At 39.0% G+C, this 20,735-nt stretch carries 19 protein-coding genes; 15 read left to right on the plus strand and 4 right to left on the minus strand.

Annotation, left to right across the window (positions count from 1 at the left end; all coding sequences use genetic code 11):
- Positions 1 to 41 precede the first annotated feature (41 nt).
- The 4 genes from mobT to AB2B50_RS00980 form a co-directional block, all read right to left on the minus strand.
- Positions 42 to 1,247: a MobT family relaxase gene (gene mobT / locus AB2B50_RS00960; protein WP_000398284.1), complete on the minus strand. Its 1,206-nt coding sequence runs from the start codon at positions 1,245 to 1,247 to the stop codon at positions 42 to 44.
- A 177-nt stretch (positions 1,248 to 1,424) separates the two neighbouring features.
- Complete coding sequence (locus tag AB2B50_RS00970; RefSeq protein ID WP_320692263.1) at positions 1,425 to 2,810, minus strand: FtsK/SpoIIIE domain-containing protein; 1,386 nt, start codon at positions 2,808 to 2,810, stop codon at positions 1,425 to 1,427.
- 28 nt (positions 2,811 to 2,838) lie between these two features.
- A complete protein-coding gene (locus tag AB2B50_RS00975; RefSeq protein WP_320692262.1) occupies positions 2,839 to 3,225 on the minus strand; it encodes a YdcP family protein in 387 nt (128 codons plus the stop codon).
- 15 nt (positions 3,226 to 3,240) lie between these two features.
- Complete coding sequence (locus AB2B50_RS00980; protein WP_000420682.1) at positions 3,241 to 3,555, minus strand: YdcP family protein; 315 nt, start codon at positions 3,553 to 3,555, stop codon at positions 3,241 to 3,243.
- Between the two features lie 461 nt (positions 3,556 to 4,016).
- Between AB2B50_RS00980 and AB2B50_RS00985 the strand changes: the two genes are divergently transcribed.
- From AB2B50_RS00985 to AB2B50_RS01055, 15 genes are all read left to right on the plus strand, one after another.
- A complete protein-coding gene (locus tag AB2B50_RS00985) occupies positions 4,017 to 5,975 on the plus strand; it encodes a peptide ABC transporter substrate-binding protein (RefSeq protein WP_320693284.1) in 1,959 nt (652 codons plus the stop codon).
- A 145-nt stretch (positions 5,976 to 6,120) separates the two neighbouring features.
- On the plus strand, positions 6,121 to 7,215 hold the full coding sequence (locus AB2B50_RS00990) for a cystathionine gamma-synthase (RefSeq protein ID WP_320692260.1): 1,095 nt from the start codon (positions 6,121 to 6,123) through the stop codon (positions 7,213 to 7,215).
- 4 nt (positions 7,216 to 7,219) lie between these two features.
- Positions 7,220 to 8,386, plus strand: coding sequence for a MalY/PatB family protein (locus AB2B50_RS00995; protein WP_320692259.1), 1,167 nt, complete (start codon positions 7,220 to 7,222; stop codon positions 8,384 to 8,386).
- Positions 8,387 to 8,477: 91 nt separating this feature from the next.
- Positions 8,478 to 11,564: a DEAD/DEAH box helicase gene (locus AB2B50_RS01000; RefSeq protein ID WP_320692258.1), complete on the plus strand. Its 3,087-nt coding sequence runs from the start codon at positions 8,478 to 8,480 to the stop codon at positions 11,562 to 11,564.
- A 58-nt stretch (positions 11,565 to 11,622) separates the two neighbouring features.
- Complete coding sequence (locus tag AB2B50_RS01005; RefSeq protein WP_049503372.1) at positions 11,623 to 12,219, plus strand: hypothetical protein; 597 nt, start codon at positions 11,623 to 11,625, stop codon at positions 12,217 to 12,219.
- 11 nt (positions 12,220 to 12,230) lie between these two features.
- Positions 12,231 to 13,565: a UDP-N-acetylmuramate--L-alanine ligase gene (gene murC / locus AB2B50_RS01010; protein ID WP_049530641.1), complete on the plus strand. Its 1,335-nt coding sequence runs from the start codon at positions 12,231 to 12,233 to the stop codon at positions 13,563 to 13,565.
- An 8-nt stretch (positions 13,566 to 13,573) separates the two neighbouring features.
- The gene (locus AB2B50_RS01015) at positions 13,574 to 14,089 is read left to right on the plus strand and encodes a GNAT family N-acetyltransferase (RefSeq protein WP_320692257.1); all 516 of its coding nucleotides are present in this window, start codon (positions 13,574 to 13,576) and stop codon (positions 14,087 to 14,089) included.
- On the plus strand, positions 14,086 to 14,580 hold the full coding sequence (locus AB2B50_RS01020; RefSeq protein WP_320692256.1) for a GNAT family N-acetyltransferase: 495 nt from the start codon (positions 14,086 to 14,088) through the stop codon (positions 14,578 to 14,580). Before AB2B50_RS01015 ends, AB2B50_RS01020 begins: the two co-directional genes overlap by 4 nt.
- Positions 14,581 to 14,661: 81 nt before the next feature.
- A complete protein-coding gene (mltG, locus tag AB2B50_RS01025; protein ID WP_320692255.1) occupies positions 14,662 to 16,404 on the plus strand; it encodes an endolytic transglycosylase MltG in 1,743 nt (580 codons plus the stop codon).
- A gap of 352 nt (positions 16,405 to 16,756) precedes the next feature.
- Positions 16,757 to 17,239: a transcription elongation factor GreA gene (gene greA, locus AB2B50_RS01030; RefSeq protein WP_000818756.1), complete on the plus strand. Its 483-nt coding sequence runs from the start codon at positions 16,757 to 16,759 to the stop codon at positions 17,237 to 17,239.
- 82 nt (positions 17,240 to 17,321) lie between these two features.
- On the plus strand, positions 17,322 to 18,695 hold the full coding sequence (locus tag AB2B50_RS01035; protein WP_320692254.1) for an amino acid permease: 1,374 nt from the start codon (positions 17,322 to 17,324) through the stop codon (positions 18,693 to 18,695).
- Positions 18,696 to 18,794: 99 nt separating this feature from the next.
- Positions 18,795 to 19,205, plus strand: a complete 411-nt coding sequence (locus tag AB2B50_RS01040) for a GNAT family N-acetyltransferase (protein WP_320692253.1) — start codon at positions 18,795 to 18,797, stop codon at positions 19,203 to 19,205.
- A gap of 51 nt (positions 19,206 to 19,256) precedes the next feature.
- Positions 19,257 to 19,853, plus strand: coding sequence for an HAD family hydrolase (locus AB2B50_RS01045; RefSeq protein WP_320692252.1), 597 nt, complete (start codon positions 19,257 to 19,259; stop codon positions 19,851 to 19,853).
- 149 nt (positions 19,854 to 20,002) lie between these two features.
- Complete coding sequence (locus tag AB2B50_RS01050; RefSeq protein ID WP_001107501.1) at positions 20,003 to 20,212, plus strand: helix-turn-helix transcriptional regulator; 210 nt, start codon at positions 20,003 to 20,005, stop codon at positions 20,210 to 20,212.
- Positions 20,202 to 20,690: a DUF6773 family protein gene (locus AB2B50_RS01055; RefSeq protein ID WP_320692251.1), complete on the plus strand. Its 489-nt coding sequence runs from the start codon at positions 20,202 to 20,204 to the stop codon at positions 20,688 to 20,690. Before AB2B50_RS01050 ends, AB2B50_RS01055 begins: the two co-directional genes overlap by 11 nt.
- Positions 20,691 to 20,735: the final 45 nt, after the last annotated feature.

Genomic DNA, 20,735 nt, shown 5'->3' on the forward strand with positions numbered 1-20,735 from the left:
AAAATGTTCTCCTCTCTATATTCAATGAATTTGTATTTGAGTTATTTTTTTGTTGTTATCACGTCCTGTTCTTTTACTGACTGTTGCTTCAAAATCTGCTTGTGTCGGTCTGTCAGTTTCGCATGGTCGAGAATGTCTTTTACAACCTGCGTCTGGTTGATTTCATCAAGTTTAATCGCAACCTTTAAGGTCGGGGCAACTTGATGAGATAGCCAGTTCAGCGTCCTTTGGAAGGAGTAAGGCTCTGGTTTTGTGGTTAGTTTTAATCGTTCACGATTGTTCCCAATAAACCAAGCCCATTCTTCATTCAGTTTCCAATCAGAACGAGGTTTGGAATCGTCTTTATCTACAAAACGGATATACCGATTGATAATTTTAAAGGCGGTATGCTCTGGATTGTCATAGACGAGTAAATCACGGACTGCATAATAGGCACGCTCATTTTTCAATCGAATCTCAAAACGGTTTTTTACTTCTGCGTCTTCAATGGGAATATCATTTTTCTTGTACTGCTCGTAGTCCTTTTCATAGATACAGAAATAAACTTCACTTTGTAATGAACCGATATAGAGGGTGTTTCCCATACATTCCTTTTCCTCTTTGCGTACCAGTTCGCCACTGCGATAGCTTTTAAAACTGCGGAAGACGGAGATACATTCTTCCTGTTGGCACTTTTCAGTGAGTACAGGGATATTCAAAATCCCTGTCTTATCGTTAATGGCAAGGTCAAGGCGTTTCATCACACCGCCAGCCACCAAAACGTCCATAAAGAACTCATACCAGCTTCTTTGTTGTGCCAGAAGATAGCTTTCAAATTGTCTGCACCCACGACCTTTCAATTCCACCAGAACTCCTTTGTCCAGTTCATGGGAGCAAAGGACGAATATGTCGCCTAAAGCATAATGCTCTGAATAAGAATAGAAACCATAGTCCTCATGAAGAAAATAGGACAGTTTCAGTTGTAAGATGTTTTCGACCACCTGCTGTACGTCTGTTGTCGGAAAGCGAATCCTTACATAATCAAACAGCATTTCAAGGGGAGCGTCGGGATTGAAGCGTTCCAGAGCTTCCCAAAGGGACTGCTGTAAATCCTCTGATGGCTTGACTTTTCCTGTTTCAATATCGCTTAGATACTGCCTTGTAATACCAGTCGCAACAGCTAAACGGTTTTGAGATAGTCCATAAGCCAAGCGTTTTTCTTTTAAATGCTGTAACCAAGTTTGTTCATTCAGTAAAAATCCCTCCAATCAAAAAGGCGTATGTCAACTTTTAAAGCCCATTTGACATACGCTGAAATTTTGTAAATCCCTTGTAACCAAAGGATTTTCTAATGTTTTTTTGACTGTTTCCTGTCGATTTGTACCCCCCTGTTAGATACGGGGGGTTAAGTGCTGGCGTGGCTATTGCCACACCAGCCAGCAAGATCAGTCCACACCTGCGACTTCCGCTTCGCACATCGCCTGCGTGGACTGTCTGCTGTTGGATAACTTTTTAATTTCCTCCAAGAAATCATATCCTTTTGGTACAAGGGGAGTATAAAACTCTGATATGACACTTGTTCCTACATCAACATAGCCACGACCTTTGATTCGCTTTAAGAAGAAATCCTTTTGTACGTCACTGCCAAACATCATGCCATAGCCCATTTCAGACATACGACCTAAAGCCACTCTGAAATTAAACTGATCACGGATTCCGTCGCCTAAATATTTTGCGTCTGGACGTTGACAAGCCAGTATTAGAAAGAAGCCAGCTTGACGACCTAACATGACAATCTGTTTCAGCTTATTCATAACTGCGGTGTTTTCTTTTGTTCCCAGCATTTCCATGAAAGCGACGTATTCATCAAAGATTAAGAAGTGTGCCGGGAGACCTAAGTAAGCATAATTTTTGCCAGTCTTATAGTTCTTCATCTGCTTCATTTCCTCACTACGTTTCATCATTTCTTCATAGAATGTTTCAATGCAAGAAAGCAAGTCTTCTTTTCTATAGTAGACATTTGCCATCACAGAACCTAAGTCCGCAAGGTCAGCATTTTTCGGGTCAAGAATATACAGTTTTGAATCTGTATGAAGCAAGGCTTCAATCAGTGTCAGTATAAAGTAAGTTTTACCGCCACCTGTACCACCAGCAATCAACATATGAGGGAGCTTATCATATTCCCACCATACGTTTTTCATTAAGCGAAGTTTACCATCTTTAGCTTCTACTTCATCAATAGAAATACGACTGGCTATGGTGTCATAGAGCAAAGTATATTCCACATAGGAATCCTTTAACTCTTTATCCGTCAGCTCACAGTACAAGCCACTCTCTAATTTCTTTTCCAAGTGTAAGAGTTGGTCTTGATATTTTCCCAGCGTGATTTCCACCCGTATCTGTATCAAGCCATTTTTAAGTCGATAATACATTTTAGGGAAGTAGGTTATCTTTTCCTTTGTACGACCAGCACTATCTTTAAAGAAACCCTCTGTTTTGACCTGTTCAGATTCATACCACTTGTTTTCAAGTATCATCTTTGCCAGTTTTTGACGGTGGTAAAGTTGTTTAACCGTATCATAGCGAACCCGTTTGAATACAAACGCTACCAGCAAGCAGATAAGAATTGCGACACTGAAACTGATAATTAAATAGGGAATGTCAATCTTATCTGCTTGTGATAGGTTAAAATCCTGCCAGTTGATCTGCTGGATTGTCTTCACATGAAACAGTCCGACAACCAGCAGGAAAACAGGCAGGAGTGACGCTATCGTAAAATGAAAGACTAAATCTTTACCAGATGGGCGAATCCTTTTACCACGCTGTTTCATGCGAAAAAGTCTCCTTTCTACCTAGCGACTATTTGTCTTGTGTCGGTTCTTTCTTTGCTTGTGGTTGAGCTTTGAATGAACTAGAATCCTTTGTCAGCACAATATCGTCTGCCTTGATATACCAGTCAACATCTGCTCCTTGATAGGTGGCAGTAGCAACGGTGTCCGCAATGGGATTGATAAGTTCCACCCGTGCGTTATAATCAAACTCTTTCAAAGGCACGCTGGCAGGAATACTTACTTGAATCATGCGTCCTTGTCCTTTGGATTTTAAGTCATAGGTACGTTCCTTGATTTCATCTGAAACCGACCCGTCTTCATTTTGGATTCTCACTTCACGACGTAGAGTAGAGAATTTCAATTCTCCAAAAGTCGTGTCTTTATCTAATACAATGCCATTTGCTAATCTCATCATTTTTCCTCTCTTTCTTTATTCTTTTATCATGTCGTCAGCATGTAAAAGGTAATTTGTAAAACCACGAGTGCCGATTTTGTAGCCCTCTGCGGTAATACGTGGATTGACTAACTTCACACGTTCCTCAAAGCCGAAATGTTTTTCGCCAGCTTCAGCAGGAAGCACCACCACAATATCATCTGCTCTTTGAACATCAGAATAGAGATTATAGCTTCTTGATAAGACAGTTAGCCGTCCGTTGATTCTTCGCTGAACGACTTTATCCTCGCCAGCAAATTCTAAATTGCCGAATGTTTTTTCCATGTTGGGAATCACAAATTTAAGTTCCATATTTTTACCTATCCTTTCTTTTTTATTGGCTGAATGAATGTTTGATGGTCTTAAAGAGTGGGGAACGACCTTTTGATTCTTGATTTTTTGTTTTCATAAGTTCACTTCCTTTCAAAATCGAGTAAAAAAATAGACACCTCATTTTTTGAAGTGTCTACCTATTAAATATTCAAATTTTATTGGAAGTATCTTTATATCTTCACTTTTCAAGGATAAATCGTCGTATCAAAGCTCATTCATAAGTAGTAAATTAGTAGTAAATTGAGTGGTTTTGACCTTGATAAAGTGTGATAAGTCCAGTTTTTATGCGGATAACTAGATTTTTATGCTATTTTTTATTAAAAAAAGAGAGAAAAAAATAAAAATTGTAGAAAAAAATAAATTTTTAACACATAAACGCTTGACTAAAAAAAACTTTAACTGTATAATGATACAAATATTTAAATTTGGAGGTTCTGTTTATGAAAAAGTCTAAGGCAAAATACCTGACGCTAGCAGGCGTCGTCTTAACTGCTGGTTTGCTCTTGGGAGCTTGTAGCAACTCAGCTAGTTCTACTAAAACATATAATTATGTCTATTCTAGCGATCCGTCTAGTTTAAACTATCTTGCTGAAAACCGTGCAACTACTAATGATATCGTGACTAATCTAGTAGATGGTCTCATGGAAAATGACCAATACGGTAACTACGTTCCATCCTTAGCAGAGGATTGGAGTGTTTCTCAGGACGGTTTGACATACACTTATAAACTTCGTAAAGATGCTAAGTGGTATACCTCTGAAGGTGAAGAATATGCTCCAGTAACTGCCCAAGATTTTGTAACTGGTTTGAAATATGCTGCTGATAAAAAATCCGAAGCTTTGTACCTGGTTCAAGATTCTGTAGCAGGTTTGGATGACTATATCAACGGGAAAACAACTGACTTTTCAACTGTCGGTGTTAAGGCGATTGACGACCAAACAGTTCAGTACACTTTGACACGACCAGAATCTTATTGGAATTCTAAAACAACATCAACCATTCTCTTCCCTGTCAATGCAGACTTCCTGAAATCAAAAGGGGACGACTTTGGTAAGGTAGACCCTTCTAGCATTTTGTACAATGGACCTTTTTTGATGAAATCCTTTGTTTCAAAATCTGTTATCGAGTTCAAGAAAAATCCCAACTACTGGGATGAAAAAAATGTCTTTGTAGATGATGTGAAATTGGCCTATTATGATGGTAGTGACCAAGATGCACTAGCTCGTAACTTTGTAGAAGGAGTCTACAGCTACGCACGTCTCTATCCAAATAGCTCAAGCTTTGAAGGAATTAAAGAGAAGAACAGGGATAACATCATCTATAGTATGCAAAATGCAACTTCTTATTACTTGAACTTCAACTTGGACAGAAAGTCTTATAACTTCACTTCTAAGTCCTCAGATATCGAAAAGAAATCAACCCAAGAAGCAGTTCTGAATAAAAACTTCCGTCAAGCCTTCAACTATGCTTATAACCGTACAGCCTATGGAGCTCAATCTCAAGGGGAAGACGGAGCAACGAAGATTATTCGTAACCTAGTTGTACCTCCTACATTTGTAAGCATCAACGGAAAAGACTTTGGTGATGTTGTTTCAGAAAAGATGGTCAACTATGGCCAAGAATGGCAAGGAATCAACTTTGCAGATGCGCAAGACCCATACTACAATCCTGACAAGGCTAAGGCTAAATTTGCGGAAGCCAAGAAAGAATTGGAAGCTAAGGGTGTGCAATTCCCAATCCACTTGGATGTAACAGTTGACCAATCATCTAAAAAAGGTGTACTTGAAGCAAGCTCTTTGAAACAATCCATCGAATCTGTTCTAGGAGCTGAGAATGTGGTGATCGATATCCAACAATTATCAACAGACGATTACGATAATTCTGGCTACCTCGCTCAAACTGCAGCTCAAAAAGACTTTGATATCTATAATGGTGGTTGGAGTGCAGACTACTTAGATCCGTCAAGCTATCTTGATATCTTAAATGTCAATAACGGTGGTATGTTGCAAAACATTGGTCTAGAACCAGGTGAGGTCAATGACAAGGCTAAGGCAGTTGGTCTGGATACTTACACTCAAATGTTGGAAGAAGCGAACAAGGAGCAAGATCCAGCAAAACGTTATGAAAAATATGCTGAAGTTCAAGCTTGGCTCGTTGATAGCGCCCTTGCTATTCCAAACGTTTCTCAGGGTGGAACACCTGGATTGAGAAGAACTGTACCATTCTCTGCTGCCTTCTCTCAAGCAGGAAATAAAGGTGTTGAATCATATAAATATGTTAAACTTCAAGATAAGGTTGTCACAACGGCTGAGTATGAAGCGGCTCGACAAAAATGGCTGAAAGAAAAAGAAGAATCTAATAAAAAAGCCCAAGAAGAATTGGCAAAACACGTTAAATAATCAATCTATTCAACAGGAAAAACGATAGTTTCTCAGGAAGCTATCGTTTTTATATAGTTTGAAACTATAACTAGCTCTTGAAAACAAGAAAACGAAGGATCCAAAATAAGTGGTACAATAGTTACTATAGATTTGGAGGTAAAGTATGAGCAAATCATTTCACATTAACACAATTTTAGCACAAGCAGGTATCAAGTCTGATGAGGCAACGGGAGCTTTGGTAACTCCCCTCCACTTTTCAACGACTTATCAGCATCCAGAATTCGGTCAATCAACTGGATTTGACTATACACGTACCAAAAACCCAACTCGTAGTAAAGCAGAAGAAGTCTTAGCAGCCATTGAATCCGCCAACTATGCTTTAGCAACAAGTTCAGGTATGTCTGCGATTGTCTTGGCCTTTAGTGTCTTTCCAGTAGGAAGCAAAGTTTTGGCAGTCCGTGACCTTTACGGTGGTTCTTTCCGCTGGTTCAATCAAGTTGAGCAAGAAGGACGTTTCCATTTTACCTATGCTAATACAGAAGAAGAGTTAATTGCTGAGCTAGAAAAGGATGTGGATGTACTTTATATCGAAACGCCAACCAACCCTTTGATGTTGGAATTTGATATTGAAAAATTGTCAAAATTAGCTCATGCTAAGGGTGCTAAAGTTGTCGTTGACAATACCTTCTACAGTCCTATCTACCAACGTCCAATTGAAAATGGAGCAGATATTGTCCTTCATTCAGCGACAAAATACCTTGCAGGCCATAATGATGTTCTAGCTGGTGTAGTTGTGACAGATAATGCTGATTTGTACGAAAAACTCTTTTACAATCTCAATACGACAGGGGCTGTTTTGTCACCATTTGATAGTTATCAACTGATTCGTGGTCTGAAGACTTTGTCACTTCGTATGGAGCGCTCAACTGCTAATGCCCAAGAAATTGTAGCCTTTTTAGAACAATCACCTGCAGTCAAAGAAGTCTTGTATACAGGTCGTGGGGGAATGATTTCCTTTAAAGTAGCAGATGAGAAGCGTATCCCTCATATCTTAAATACTTTGAAAGTATTCTCTTTTGCTGAAAGCTTAGGTGGTGTAGAAAGTCTGATTACCTATCCAACCACTCAAACCCATGCAGACATTCCTGCAGAAGTTCGTCATTCTTATGGACTGACTGATGACCTCTTGCGCTTGTCTATTGGAATTGAGGATGCAAGGGACTTGATTGAAGATTTGCGTCAAGCTTTGGAAGGATAAGACTATGGGAAAATATGATTTTACGACTTTGCCCAATCGTTTTGGACATCATACCTACAAATGGAAAGAAGCAGAGACTGACCGTCAAGTATTGCCAGCCTGGATTGCTGATATGGACTTTGAAGTCTTACCTGAGATTCGTCAGACTGTCCATGACTATGCTGAGCAATTAGTCTATGGCTATACCTATGCTAGTGATGGATTGATTGAAGCCGTTCAAAACTGGGAGGAAAAACACCATGGTTATCGCTTTGATAAGGATGCTCTAGTCTTTATCGAGGGAGTAGTACCTGCTATTTCAACAGCTATTCAAGCCTTTACCAAAGAAGGAGAAGCAGTACTCATTAATACACCCGTTTATCCTCCTTTTGCTCGCAGCATTAAGCTCAATAATCGTAGACTAATCCCCAATTCTCTAGTAGAAAAAGACGGACTTTTTGAGATTGACTTTGATCAATTGGAGAAAGATTTTGTCGAAGAGGAAGTGAAGCTCTACGTTCTCTGTAATCCTCATAATCCTGGTGGACGTGTTTGGGAGAAGGAAGTCTTGGAGAAGATTGGACAACTTTGTCAAAAACATGGAGTCTTGCTGGTATCTGATGAGATTCACCAAGACATGGCCTTGTTTGGACATAAACACCAGTCATTCAATACGGTAAATGAAGATTTTAAAGAATTTTCACTGATTTTAAGCAGTGCGACCAAGACCTTCAATATTGCTGGGACCAAGAATTCTTACGCCATTATCGAGAATCCAAAGTTGAGACTTGCTTTCCAGAAGCGCCAGCTTGCTAATAATCAACATGAAATCTCAGGTTTGGGATATTTAGCAACAGAAACTGCCTATCGATATGGTGAAGATTGGTTGACAGAACTCAAAGAACTGATTGAGAAACACATCAATTATGTAGTGGATGTATTTGGCAAAGAAACTAAAATCAAGGTCATGAAACCTCAAGGGACCTATCTCATTTGGCTTGATTTTTCGGCTTATGATATTAGCGATGAAGAATTAAAAAGCCTCTTAAGAAATGAAGCCAAGGTTATCCTGAATAGGGGCTTGGACTTTGGTGAAGAAGGAGCTCTACATGCTCGCTTAAATGTAGCCATGCCGACATCTGTCTTGGAAGAAGTTTGTCAACGAATCCTAACCACTTTCGCTAACCTTTAACAAGCTAGCCTTCTGGGGGAAAAGTACCCTAGAAGGCTATTTTCATAGGAAGAAATGTGGTATAATTAGGAGATAAAGAAAAGGGGAACATATGGCTAAATTGATTCCAGGTAAGCTTCGAATGGAGGGAGCTCAACTCTACGAAACTAGTCAGATTGAAATTATCAAAGAGAAAGACCATCGTCTCTATGCGCGTGTAGCAGATGAAGAAATTCGCTATAGCCTGGATGATGATTTGATTTTTTGTGCTTGTGATTTTTTCCAAAAAAGAGGGTTTTGTGTACATTTGGCAGCACTAGAACATTACCTTAAAAATGATCCGATTGGCCAGGAACTCTTAGGAAATCTGGAAAATGTGCACGAAAAGAAAGAAGAAATTGAAACTCAGGTTACTTTTGGAGGAAAGTTTTTAGAATCCGTCCAAATTCCGAAACTTTCTGAAATCTATCAGTTGTCTGCTCAAGGGCAGGTTGAAGCAGGGACTAATCGTATTATTTGGACTTTGAGAGTCGGTCTTATTCAGACACAGAAATTCTATGTAATCCGAGATATACCCCTTTTTCTGAAGGTTTTAGAAACTAGCAAACCCTATATGATTGGGAAGTTATATGAAACTTCCTTGAATATTCGTCAGTTTGATGAAAGTAGCCAATTTGTTCTAAATTTCCTTCAAGGAATTGTAGAAGATGAGGCTGAAAATGCCCTCTTTTTCCAAAATCAAGGTCGTCATCTCTATTTTCCGCTGTCTTTTTTTGAGCAGGGTGTTAGTCTGCTGATGGGTTTAGATGCATTTCAATTTGACCATCAGATTTCGAATTATCACCACCTTGTATTTCAAGATTTTGATGGTCAAGCAGGTTTGTTTACCTTTCAAATTGAAGAAAAGTCCAACTATTTTGAGATGGAAATTGTTCAACAGGTAGGGCTTAATTCGTTTTATAAGGGACAAGTCTTGTTTACTAAAGGTACATTTTACCTTCTGTCTAAAGAACAAGCTAGACTTATAGAAAAATTAAAAAAAGTATCTATCGATAAAAGTGGTAGAAAGATTTTACAATTTGATACCAGTGACCGAGACCTTTTAGCTTCGACCTTGTCGCAGTTTAAAGACATAGGAGAGGTAAAAGCCCCTGATGCGCTTCAAATTCAGTCTTTCCGTCCTTCTTTCTACATGGAAGGAGAAGAAGACGGTTCTATTCGTTTGGATATGCAGTTTCAGTATGAAACTTGCCTAGTAAGGAATTGTAATGAACTAGAGAATCTTCCTTTTGCTAGCGATATTCAACTAGAGAAAGAGATTTTTCAACTAGCTCTATCAGCTGGATTTGAAGCAGATTTTCGTTCATGGCGTCAAAGTTTGAAAGCTGATGCAGTCCATGCCTTCTTCCAGGAAGTTTTGCCAGCCTTTGCAGCACTTGGAGAATTAAAGATTTCTGAGAGCTTGCAAGACCTTTATCAGGTTCAGAAGCCTCAAGTTCACATCTCATCCAAGGGAAGCCTATTAGAAATTCAATTTGATTTTCAAGATATAGATCAAGAAGAAATCGATCGAGCGATGAAAGCACTAGTTGAGAAGCAGGATTATTACATCAGCTCTTCGAATCAGGTTTACTATTTCGATGATCAGACCAAGCGTATCCGTCAGGATTTAGAAGAATTAGGGATAGAGGACCTACAAGATGGAGCTTTTCGAGCTCGTAAATCCCTAGCTTATACCCTATCTCATCTATTTAAGGACCAGGATCAAATTTCTTTCACCGAAGAATTTCGCAATCTGGCCCATGATTTGACGCATCCAGAAGATTTTCCGATGAAAGTGCTGAATATCCAAGCAGAACTTAGAGACTATCAGAAAAAGGGAATTCAGTGGCTTCAAATGCTTCACCATTATGGCTTTGGTGGGATTTTAGCAGACGATATGGGACTTGGGAAGACCTTGCAAACCATCGCCTTTTTAAGTAGTCAGGTTCAAACAGATACTAGTGTCCTAATCCTTGCTCCATCTGGCTTAATCTATAACTGGGCTGATGAATTTCAAAAGTTTGCTCCAGATTTGGATGTAGCGGTTGTGCATGGCTTAAAATCTCATCGAGAGTCAATTTTGGCAGAAAATCATCAGATTTATGTGACAAGCTATGCTACTTTCCGTCAGGACAGTGAGATTTATCGAGACCTATCTTTTGATTTTCTTTTTCTAGATGAAGCTCAAGTGATGAAAAATGCACAAACGAAGATTGCTCAAAGTTTGCGACGATTTGTGGTTCCATCCGTCTTTGCACTATCAGGAACACCGATTGAAAACCATCTGGGAGAACTCTGGTCGATTTTTCAGATTGTCTTACCAGGCCTCTTACCTGCTAAGAAGGAGTTTATGAAACTATCAACTGAGAGAGTGGCTCAATTTATCAAACCCTTTGTCATGAGACGCAAGAAAGAAGAGGTTTTGACAGAGTTGCCTGACTTGATTGAAGTCGTCTATAAGAATGAACTGGAGGATCAACAAAAAGCTATCTATCTTGCTCAGCTGCAACAGATGCAGGAGCGTCTGGGACAGGTAAGCGATTCGGAATTTCAACGAAATCGCGTCGAAATTTTGACTGGTCTCATGCGTCTGCGTCAGATTTGTGATACACCTGGGCTCTTTATGGAGGACTACCAAGGAGAGAGCGGGAAACTGGATAGTTTACGAGATTTGCTGGTTCAGATTGCTGAAGGTGGACACCGTGTACTTATCTTCTCACAATTTAGAGGTATGTTGGATCGGATTGAGCAAGAGCTACCTGACTTAGGCTTGACTTCCTTTAAAATTACGGGTTCAACTCCTTCTCAAGAACGTCAGGAAATGACCAAGGCTTTTAACCAAGGAGAGCGCGATGTATTCTTGATTTCTCTAAAAGCTGGTGGGGTTGGACTGAATCTCACTGGTGCGGATACGGTCATTCTAGTAGACTTATGGTGGAATCCTGCAGTTGAATCTCAGGCTATCGGTCGAGCCCATCGTATGGGGCAAGAGCAGGCTGTTGAAGTTTATCGCCTTGTGACTCGAGGTACAATTGAAGAAAAGATTCAAGAATTACAAGAGAAAAAGAAAAATCTTGTTTCTGAAATCTTGGATGGAACAGAGTCTCGAGGAAGTCTGAGTCTAGCTGAAATACGAGAAATTTTAGGGATTTCATGAGCCTATACTTGAAAAATCAAGACATTACGCTATAATGGAGTATTGAAAGGAAATAAATATGACACAAAAACGATTTCCAATAGTGGCAGATGATGAAGTCATGTTGACAGAAATGCCAGTTATGAATCTCTACGATGAGTCTGATTTCATCAGTAATATCAAAGGTGATTATCAAGATAAAAACTACTTAGAATGGTCTCCAATCACTGAAGAAAAAAAGCAAGAGAAAGCCAAGCCTCTTGTAAAACCGATTGAGAAAAAAGAAAAATCCTATGCTGAATTAGCACGTGAAGAAGCTCGCGCGGATTTGAAAAAGAAGCGCTCGGCTCGATATTTGACTCAGGATGTGAGTCATACGAGACGTCAAACGAAAACAAGCCAGGTGCGTCCAGCAAATCAACCGACAGCACCTTTTCAAAAAGAAAATCCAGGAGAATTTGCGAAATATAGTCAGAAGTTAGGTCAATCTCACTATATTTTGGCAGAAACCGTTTCTCAAGTGGAACATCCAATTTCAGACGGTGAAACAAGTCGTTCCAAGAAAAACAATTATGACTTTTTAAAGAAAAGCCAAATTTATAACAAAAAAAGTAAACAAAAAGAACAAGAACGTCAAGTGGCCCAAGAGCTTAACTTGACTAGAATGAGCGAATAGAGGGGAAGAAAATGGCAAAAACCTATCATTTTATCGGAATCAAAGGATCAGGTATGAGTGCCTTGGCTTTGATGTTGCATCAAATGGGGCACAAGGTGCAAGGTTCTGACGTTGAGAAGTACTACTTTACACAACGTGGACTAGAGCAAGCAGGAATTACAATTTTACCTTTTGATGAAAAAAATCTTCAAGGTGATTTAGAAATTATCGCCGGTAACGCCTTCCGTCCAGATAACAATGTTGAAATTGCTTATGCAGACCAAAATGGTATCAGCTACAAACGTTATCATGAGTTTCTTGGTAGCTTTATGCGTGACTTTATCAGTATGGGAGTTGCAGGTGCCCACGGTAAGACGTCAACGACAGGGATGCTTTCTCACGTCTTGTCACACATCACTGATACAAGCTACTTGATCGGAGATGGTACAGGTCGTGGTTCTGAAAATGCCAAGTATTTTGTCTTTGAATCTGACGAGTATGAGCGCCATTTCATGCCATATCACCCAGAATACTCTATCATAACTAACATTGACTTTGACCACCCTGACTATTTCACAAGCTTGGAAGATGTCTTCAACGCCTTCAATGATTATGCTAAACAAATTACCAAAGGTTTGTTTGTCTATGGTGAAGATGCTGAGTTGCGTAAGATTACAGCAAATGCCCCAATCTATTATTACGGTTTTGAAGCAGACAACAATGACTTTGTAGCCAGCGATTTACTTCGTTCTACAACAGGTTCAACTTTTACCGTTCACTTCCGTGGTCAAGAGTTGGGCCAATTCCACATTCCAACTTTCGGTCGCCACAACATCATGAATGCCACTGCAGTAATTGGTTTGCTTTATACTGCTGGCTTTGATTTGAATTTGGTACGTGAACACTTGAAGACTTTTGGTGGAGTGAAACGTCGCTTTACAGAAAAGATTGTCAATGATACGGTTATCATCGATGACTTTGCGCATCACCCAACTGAAATCATAGCAACTCTAGATGCCGCACGTCAAAAATACCCAAGCAAGGAAATCGTGGCAATTTTCCAACCGCATACTTTTACTCGTACAATCGCCTTGTTGGACGATTTTGCCCAAGCCTTGAATCAGGCTGATGCGGTTTACCTAGCACAAATCTATGGATCTGCTCGTGAGGTGGACCATGGTGATGTCAAAGTAGAAGACCTTGCCAATAAAATCAACAAGAAACATCAAGTTATCACAGTTGAAAATGTTTCTCCACTCCTAGACCATGACAATGCTGTATATGTCTTCATGGGAGCTGGCGACATCCAAACGTATGAATATTCATTCGAACGTCTCTTGTCTAATTTGACAAGCAATGTTCAGTAAGGAAAATCATGGAATTTCCAATTAAAATCAGGGAAGCTCAGCAATCAGATATTGACCAGATTTGCTTGATACAAGAAAGTATTTCAAGCTCCCTAGAAATAATGAATAAAGAAATAATAGAAGAACGTATCCGCAAGCATGCGGGTACGTTTCTCTTAGCTAGCTTGGATAATCAAGGGATTGCTTATATCACTGCGACGATACTTCCTTTTCCCTCTTTAAGACAATGGATGCTTGAGATTGGAGGTGAGAAATTCATTAATGAGAACTCAATCATCCTTGAAGATTTAGCTGTTCATCCAGATTACCAAGGGCAAGGTTTTGGAACTTTGTTGCTAGCAGCTTTGAAGGAAGTTACCCGTCAGCAAGATAGACCAGGTATTTATCTGCTTTGTGAGGATGAGTTGCTAGCCTACTTTGAAATGAATGGATTTGTAGAACAGGGGATCGTAGATGGAGAAAGGGGCAGTGAAGTTGCATTTCTCATGAGTTGGCAAAATCCCTACTATCAGGAGGAAATATGATTATTAGACCAGCGAGATTGACAGATTTAGATCGCATCTGTGAAATTGAATTAGAGAACTTTTCAATTGAAGAAGCCATTCCTCGCCCTGTTTTTGAAGCTCATCTGAAGGAAATTACGACTAGTTTTTTAGTGGCTGAAAAAGAGGGGGAAATACTAGGCTATATTGAGGGACCGGTAATCCCTCATCGACATTTACAAGACCAGTCATTTACAGAAGACATTAAAGATTATAGCCATCAACAAGGTGGTTATATCTCTGTGACTTGTCTATCCATTGCTAAGAAAGCTCAAGCTTTAGGTGTCGGACGAAAATTATTGACCGCCTTAAAAGAGATCGCTCTTGAGCATGAGCGTGAGGGAATCAATCTGACCTGTCATGACTATCTTATTGGCTATTATGAGAAACATGGTTTTGTGAATGAAGGAAAATCCAAGTCGACTTTTGCTGGGGAAGCATGGTATGATATGGTCTGGGAAAATACGAATTAGGCATCAGAAAGGCATCTATGGTTGCTTTTCTTTAGTTTTTAAGATATAATATTATGGATTATCAACAAGGAGGTAACACCTTTGAGCGAAAATTCTCGAGAAGAAGAAAAGTTAAGTTTTAAAGAACAAATTTTAAGAGATTTAGAAAGATTAAAAAGAGAAGACGGCATCGCGAATACTAAAAGTAGCAACGATGATTTGTTTTCAAATTTAAGTAATAGTTCAGAAGCGGAAAAACCAGTGGAAGAACCTTCTGTAGAAGACTTGATGGCCAATTCTGTTTCACTAGTGGATGAATTGCTTGCTAATGCACCAACAGTTCCACCACGTCCAGTATTACAAGACGATTCTGTTGGAACTTCTGTTGCTTCAGAACCAGCTGTAGCTCCAGATCCTCTACCATCAACAGAACCTTTACCATCAACGGAACCTGCTGAACCCGTTAAGCCTCTTGAACCTACTCAACCAGTGGAAGAAGAGAAAGAGTTCAATGCTATTTCGACAAGGATTCCAGTTTCTTATCGTACGAATCAGGCCAAACCAAGTCCTGCTAGAAAGAATATTAAACCTCAACCGAAACCAACAGTTCTTGCAAAAGAAACTCCAAGTCAAGAACCAGTTGCTCCAGTTGAAACTAGAACTGAACTTCCTAGAAGAAGTCGTAAAGAGTCAGTGAAACCAATCAAGAAAAAGAAAAAATCACGCTTGAAAGGATTTTTCGTAACAGTATTTGTTTTATTGGTTTTACTAGGTGTGGGTGGTTTCTTTGGTTACCGTTATGTCGAATCTGCACTCCAACCAGTTGATGCAAATTCAAAACAGTATGTCACGGTTCAGATTCCAGAAGGAGCTAATCTTCAGCAAATTGGTGATACATTAGAGAACTCTGGATTGGTAAAACACGGGTTTATCTTTAGCCTTTATGCTAAGTATAAAGACTATTCTGATTTAAAATCTGGTTACTACAATTTGCAAAAGAGCATGAGTACAGATGATATCATCAAAGAATTGCAAAAGGGTGGAACTCCTCAACCTCAAGAGGTTGCACTTGCAAATCTTACAATTCCTGAAGGTTATACCCTTGATCAAATCGCACAAACGGTTGGTCAGCTTCAAGGAGAGTTTAAAGAACCCTTGACTGCGGCTGCCTTCCTGGCAAAAGTTCAAGATGAAACCTTCATCTCTCAATTAGTTGCTAAGTACCCAACCCTTCTCGAAAGTCTACCAACTAAAGAAAGTGGTGTTCGTTACCGTTTAGAAGGTTATCTTTTCCCAGCAACATATAGCATCAAAGAAAGCACAACTGTTGAAAGCTTGATTGATGAAATGGTGGCAGCTATGGACCAAAACTTGTCAGGGCATTATACTGCAATCAAAGAAAAGAATTTGACAGTGAATGAACTCCTCACCATTGCATCACTTGTGGAAAAAGAAGGGTTGAAAACTGATGATCGTAAGCTAATTGCTGGAGTTTTCTATAATCGTTTGAATCTTGGTATGCCACTCCAAAGTAACATTGCTATTCTCTATGCCGAAGGTAAACTAGGACAAAATATTAGCTTGGCAGATGATGCAGCAATTGATACAACAATCAATTCACCATATAATGTTTATACAAACCTTGGCTTAATGCCTGGTCCAGTAGACAGTCCAAGTCTGGATGCAATTGAAGCAAGTATCAATCAAACTAAGAGTGACAATCTTTACTTTGTAGCCAACGTACAAGATGGCAAGGTTTACTTTGCAACGACACGAGAAGAACATGATCGAAACGTTGCAGAGCATGTCAACAGTAAACTGACACAATCAAGTAGTTCAAACTAACTCTTAGAACAAGATTTGCTAATAAATCCGTAAAAAGAAGAGAATCTCTTCTTTTTACAGGAATAGCAAGTCACATCGGTCTTTCCACTATGATCAGAAACGCCTGAAATCTATAAGTTTTAGGCGTTCGGAAATTGCAAAAGTAAAAACTTACCTCTTGTTTGAACCTGAGTCTAGAAGTGATAGAATCATTAGGTTTAGGCACAGATTTTAAAAGATCGATACTGACTAAAATCATTTAAGGAAAGTTCTAAAAAGACTTTGTCTTCATTGTAAAATTATGTGGTTTACCACATAATTTTGCTTTACTATCTAAAGAAATTTAAATTTATTCAAAAGAAAGTTGAGAAAAATGGCAGAAAAAACATATCCAATGACCCTTGAAGAAAAGGAAAAACTCGAAAAAGAATTAGAAGAGTTGAAACTAGTTCGTCGTCCAGAAGTTGTAGAACGCATCAAGATTGCGCGTTCATACGGTGACTTGTCAGAAAATAGTGAGTATGAAGCAGCTAAGGACGAGCAAGCCTTCGTTGAAGGACAAATCTCTAGCTTGGAAACAAAAATTCGTTATGCTGAAATTGTCAATAGTGATGCGGTTGCTCAAGATGAAGTTGCTATCGGGAAAACAGTCACTATCCAAGAAATTGGTGAAGACGACGAAGAAGTATATATCATCGTGGGATCAGCGGGTGCCGATGCCTTTGCAGGTAAAGTATCAAATGAAAGCCCTATTGGGCAAGCCTTGATTGGTAAGAAAACAGGTGATACTGCTACAATTGAAACACCTGTAGGAAGCTATGATGTTAAAATCTTAAAAGTAGAAAAAACAGTTTAATAGGAATGAAAAGAAGGAGTAGATATAGGGAAAGCGCTTCCTATCACTCCTTTTCTTAATTCTAAAAACTAGAGGAGACTATATGAATTCAGAAAATAAGCACAAAAAGAAAAATAAAATGGAACGTGGGTTAACAAATCGCCATGTTCAGGTTATGGCGATTGCAGGAACAATTGGAACAGGACTGTTTCTAGGAGCTGGACGTTCAATTAGTTTGACAGGTCCGTCAATCGTCTTGGTCTATATGATTACGGGTGGCTTTATGTATCTTATGATGCGTGCTATCGGGGAAATGTTGTACCAAGATCCGGAGCAACATACCTTTATCAACTTTATTACCCGTTATCTTGGTCAGGGCTGGGGTTACTTCTCAGTCTGGTCATACTGGCTCTCAGTAGTCTTTATCGGAATGGCCGAGATTACGGCTATTGCTCACTATGTTCAGTTTTGGTTTCCATCCTGGCCATCTTGGTTGATTCAGGTTGTATTCCTAACAATTTTGGGATTGGTCAATCTGATTGCTGTTAAAATCTTTGGTGAAGTAGAATTTTGGTTTGCTATGATCAAAATCGTGGCCATTCTTGCCATGATTGCGACAGGTGTCTTTCTAGTTTTGACTGGCTTTGAAACGCCTTATGGTTCAGCAAGTCTTGCCAATATCAGTGAACACTTCTCACTTTTCCCAAATGGTGGGATGAACTTTGTCATGGCCTTCCAGATGGTTTTCTTTGCATACTTGATGATTGAATTTATCGGTGTTACAACATCTGAAACCAAGGATCCTCGAAAAGTATTGCCTAAGGCTGTTAAGGAAATTCCTTTGCGAATTATCTTTTTCTACGGTGGAGCTCTCTTAGCCATCATGTCTATTATTCCTTGGCGTGAGCTTTCTGCGACAGATTCACCATTTGTAACGGTATTTGAACTTGTTGGTCTTAAGTGGGCAGCAGCCTTGATTAACTTTGTTGTCTTGACTTCAGCAGCGTCAGCCTTGAATTCAACCCTTTACTCAACAGGTCGTCACTTGTACCAAATTGCCCATGATTCACCAAATCGTTTCTTGAAAGCTATTAAGGCAGACACACTCTCACGCCACAACGTTCCTCAGAATGCAATCATTGCTTCTGCCGTATTGATTGGTTTTGCAGCCTTCATCAATGTACTTCCTGGCGTATCAGATGCCTTTGCTTTGATTACAGCTTCTTCATCAGGTGTTTATATCGCCATCTACATCTTGATCATGGTAGCCCATCTCAAGTATCGCAAGTCTAAAGACTTTATGGCAAATGGCTATCTCATGCCTCAATACCGCTTGCTAAATCCTATGACCATGCTCTTCTTTATCTTTGTATTTGGAACACTCTTCTTACAAGAATCAACTGTAATGGGAGCAAGAGGTTCAGCTATCTGGATTGTTGCTTTTGGTATTTATAGCCAATGGAAATTTAGAAAATAAGTTTTACTCTCATCAACTTAGGTTGGTGAGTTTTTTAAGTTTGACAGTTCTTCAAAATAGGAATATAATCAAGCCATAAGTGTCTTTGAGGAGGTTTTGATGCACATTAGATTGGATAATACAGAGTCTCAGAAATCACAGGAAATAGGGGATTTGATTCGCTCCTATAATCGTTCTAAGAGAGAAGCAGCTGAAAGCGAGCCCCTTAACCTTTATGTCGAAGATGAACATGGTGAAATCATGGCTGGTTTAGTAGCAGAGACTTTCGGGAATTGGTTAGAAATTGAGTATTTGTTTGTGAAGGAGGACTTGCGAGGACAAGGAATCGGCTCCCAACTATTGAAGCAAGCAGAGAGTGAAGCTAAGAAGAGAAACTGTCGCTTTGCTTTTGTGAATACATATCAGTTTCAAGCGCCAGCCTTTTATCAAAAGCATGGTTACAAGGAAGTCTTTACCTTAAAAGATTATCCCTACACTGGACAAAGACACTATTATCAAAAGGATTTGTAAACAGAAAATGAATGATCGAAGAAATCGACACATCATAATGGAGTTGGCTTAATGGATATCATACTAGATATGGGTAATGTTTTATTGGAATGGAACAAGGATAAGATTTTGAAAGCTGTAGCTAAAACAGAAAAAGATTATCTAATTTTAGACAAGGCTATTTTCCAGTCGGGGCTCTGGGAAAGATTGGACTTAGGGACTTTGACTCGGGAAGAACTGGTTGATAGAGTTCTTTCCTTATTAGGGGATATCTATGAGAAAAAGGTAGAAGAAGTTATTTGGAATTGGCCTGCTTACATTGATATTTACAAGGAAGTCTTTCCGCTGCTTACAGGGTTAAAGGAAAAAGGTCATCGTATTTTTGTTCTATCTAATACATCGCCAGTTTTTTATGAATTATTAAAAGATCAACTAGCACCTCTAGAAAAGATTTTAGATGGTTTCGTCCTTTCTTGTGATATTAAGGTCATCAAACCTGATCGAAAAATGTTTGAAGAAATTCTCCGTAAATATCAGTTGGATCCAGCAAATTGTATTTTTCTGGATGATGTTAAAGATAATACTAATATGGCTGAAAGTTTAGGCATCAAATCCTACCAAGTCAAACAGAGAAGTGACGTTGTATATGTTTTGAAAAAATTTGAATAAGTAGAAAACTCTCTATCATTTCGGTGGCAGAGTTTTTTTGTTAAAAAAATCGCACAAAATGACAGATATATATTGCATAATGTAAAATATATGATATAATAAAGTTGAAAAAAGAAGCGCGACTTTTAAAATTAAGGAGGAGGTAACAAGTGGCTAAGAATCTAAAATTAAAACTCGCTCGAGTAGAGCTTGATATGACACAAGGTGACTTGGCAGAAGCTGTCGGGGTTACGCGCCAGACTATCGGCTTGATAGAAGCTGGAAAGTACAATCCTTCGCTTTCACTTTGCCAGTCCATTTGCAGATGCTTAGGGAAAACTTTAGATCAATTATTTTGGGAGGAAGAAGATGAAAAATAAATTTTATTATTATCAATTACTAGACGAAAGAGAAGAACAACTGATGAATAAAGCAGGGGCAGAATCCTTTACCCTCTTCATTTGGCTTGTGCTTCTAAGTTATTTGGTTGCTGTATTGGCTCCATCTCTTTTTAATCCGAATTTTCTAGTGTATACTCTGATAGTAGGAATTTTCTTCTTTTTCAATCGTGCCCGTTATCTGGGAGTGACCTACTATAGTCGTTTTCATTTTACGATTTTGGGTTGTTTTTTCCTGACCTTGGCTATTACGGCTCTTTTAATGTTACAGAATTATCAATTCAACATAGAAATTTATCAGCACAATCCTTTGAACGTTAAATACCTTTCTGCTTGGGTATTTACTTATATCTTTTATCTTCCTTGGGTCTTTATTGGAAATTTAGGCTTGAAAAGCTATGGTCAATGGGCTCAGAAGAAGTATGAAAAAGATATGGATGAGCTCGAGAGCATAGAGTAGCTTGTTAGCTTTTTATCAATATCGATAAAATGTGTTATAATAGTA

Origin of the sequence: Streptococcus fermentans (genome assembly GCF_040888305.1) — a bacterium.
Classification (GTDB): Bacteria; Bacillota; Bacilli; order Lactobacillales; family Streptococcaceae; genus Streptococcus; species Streptococcus fermentans.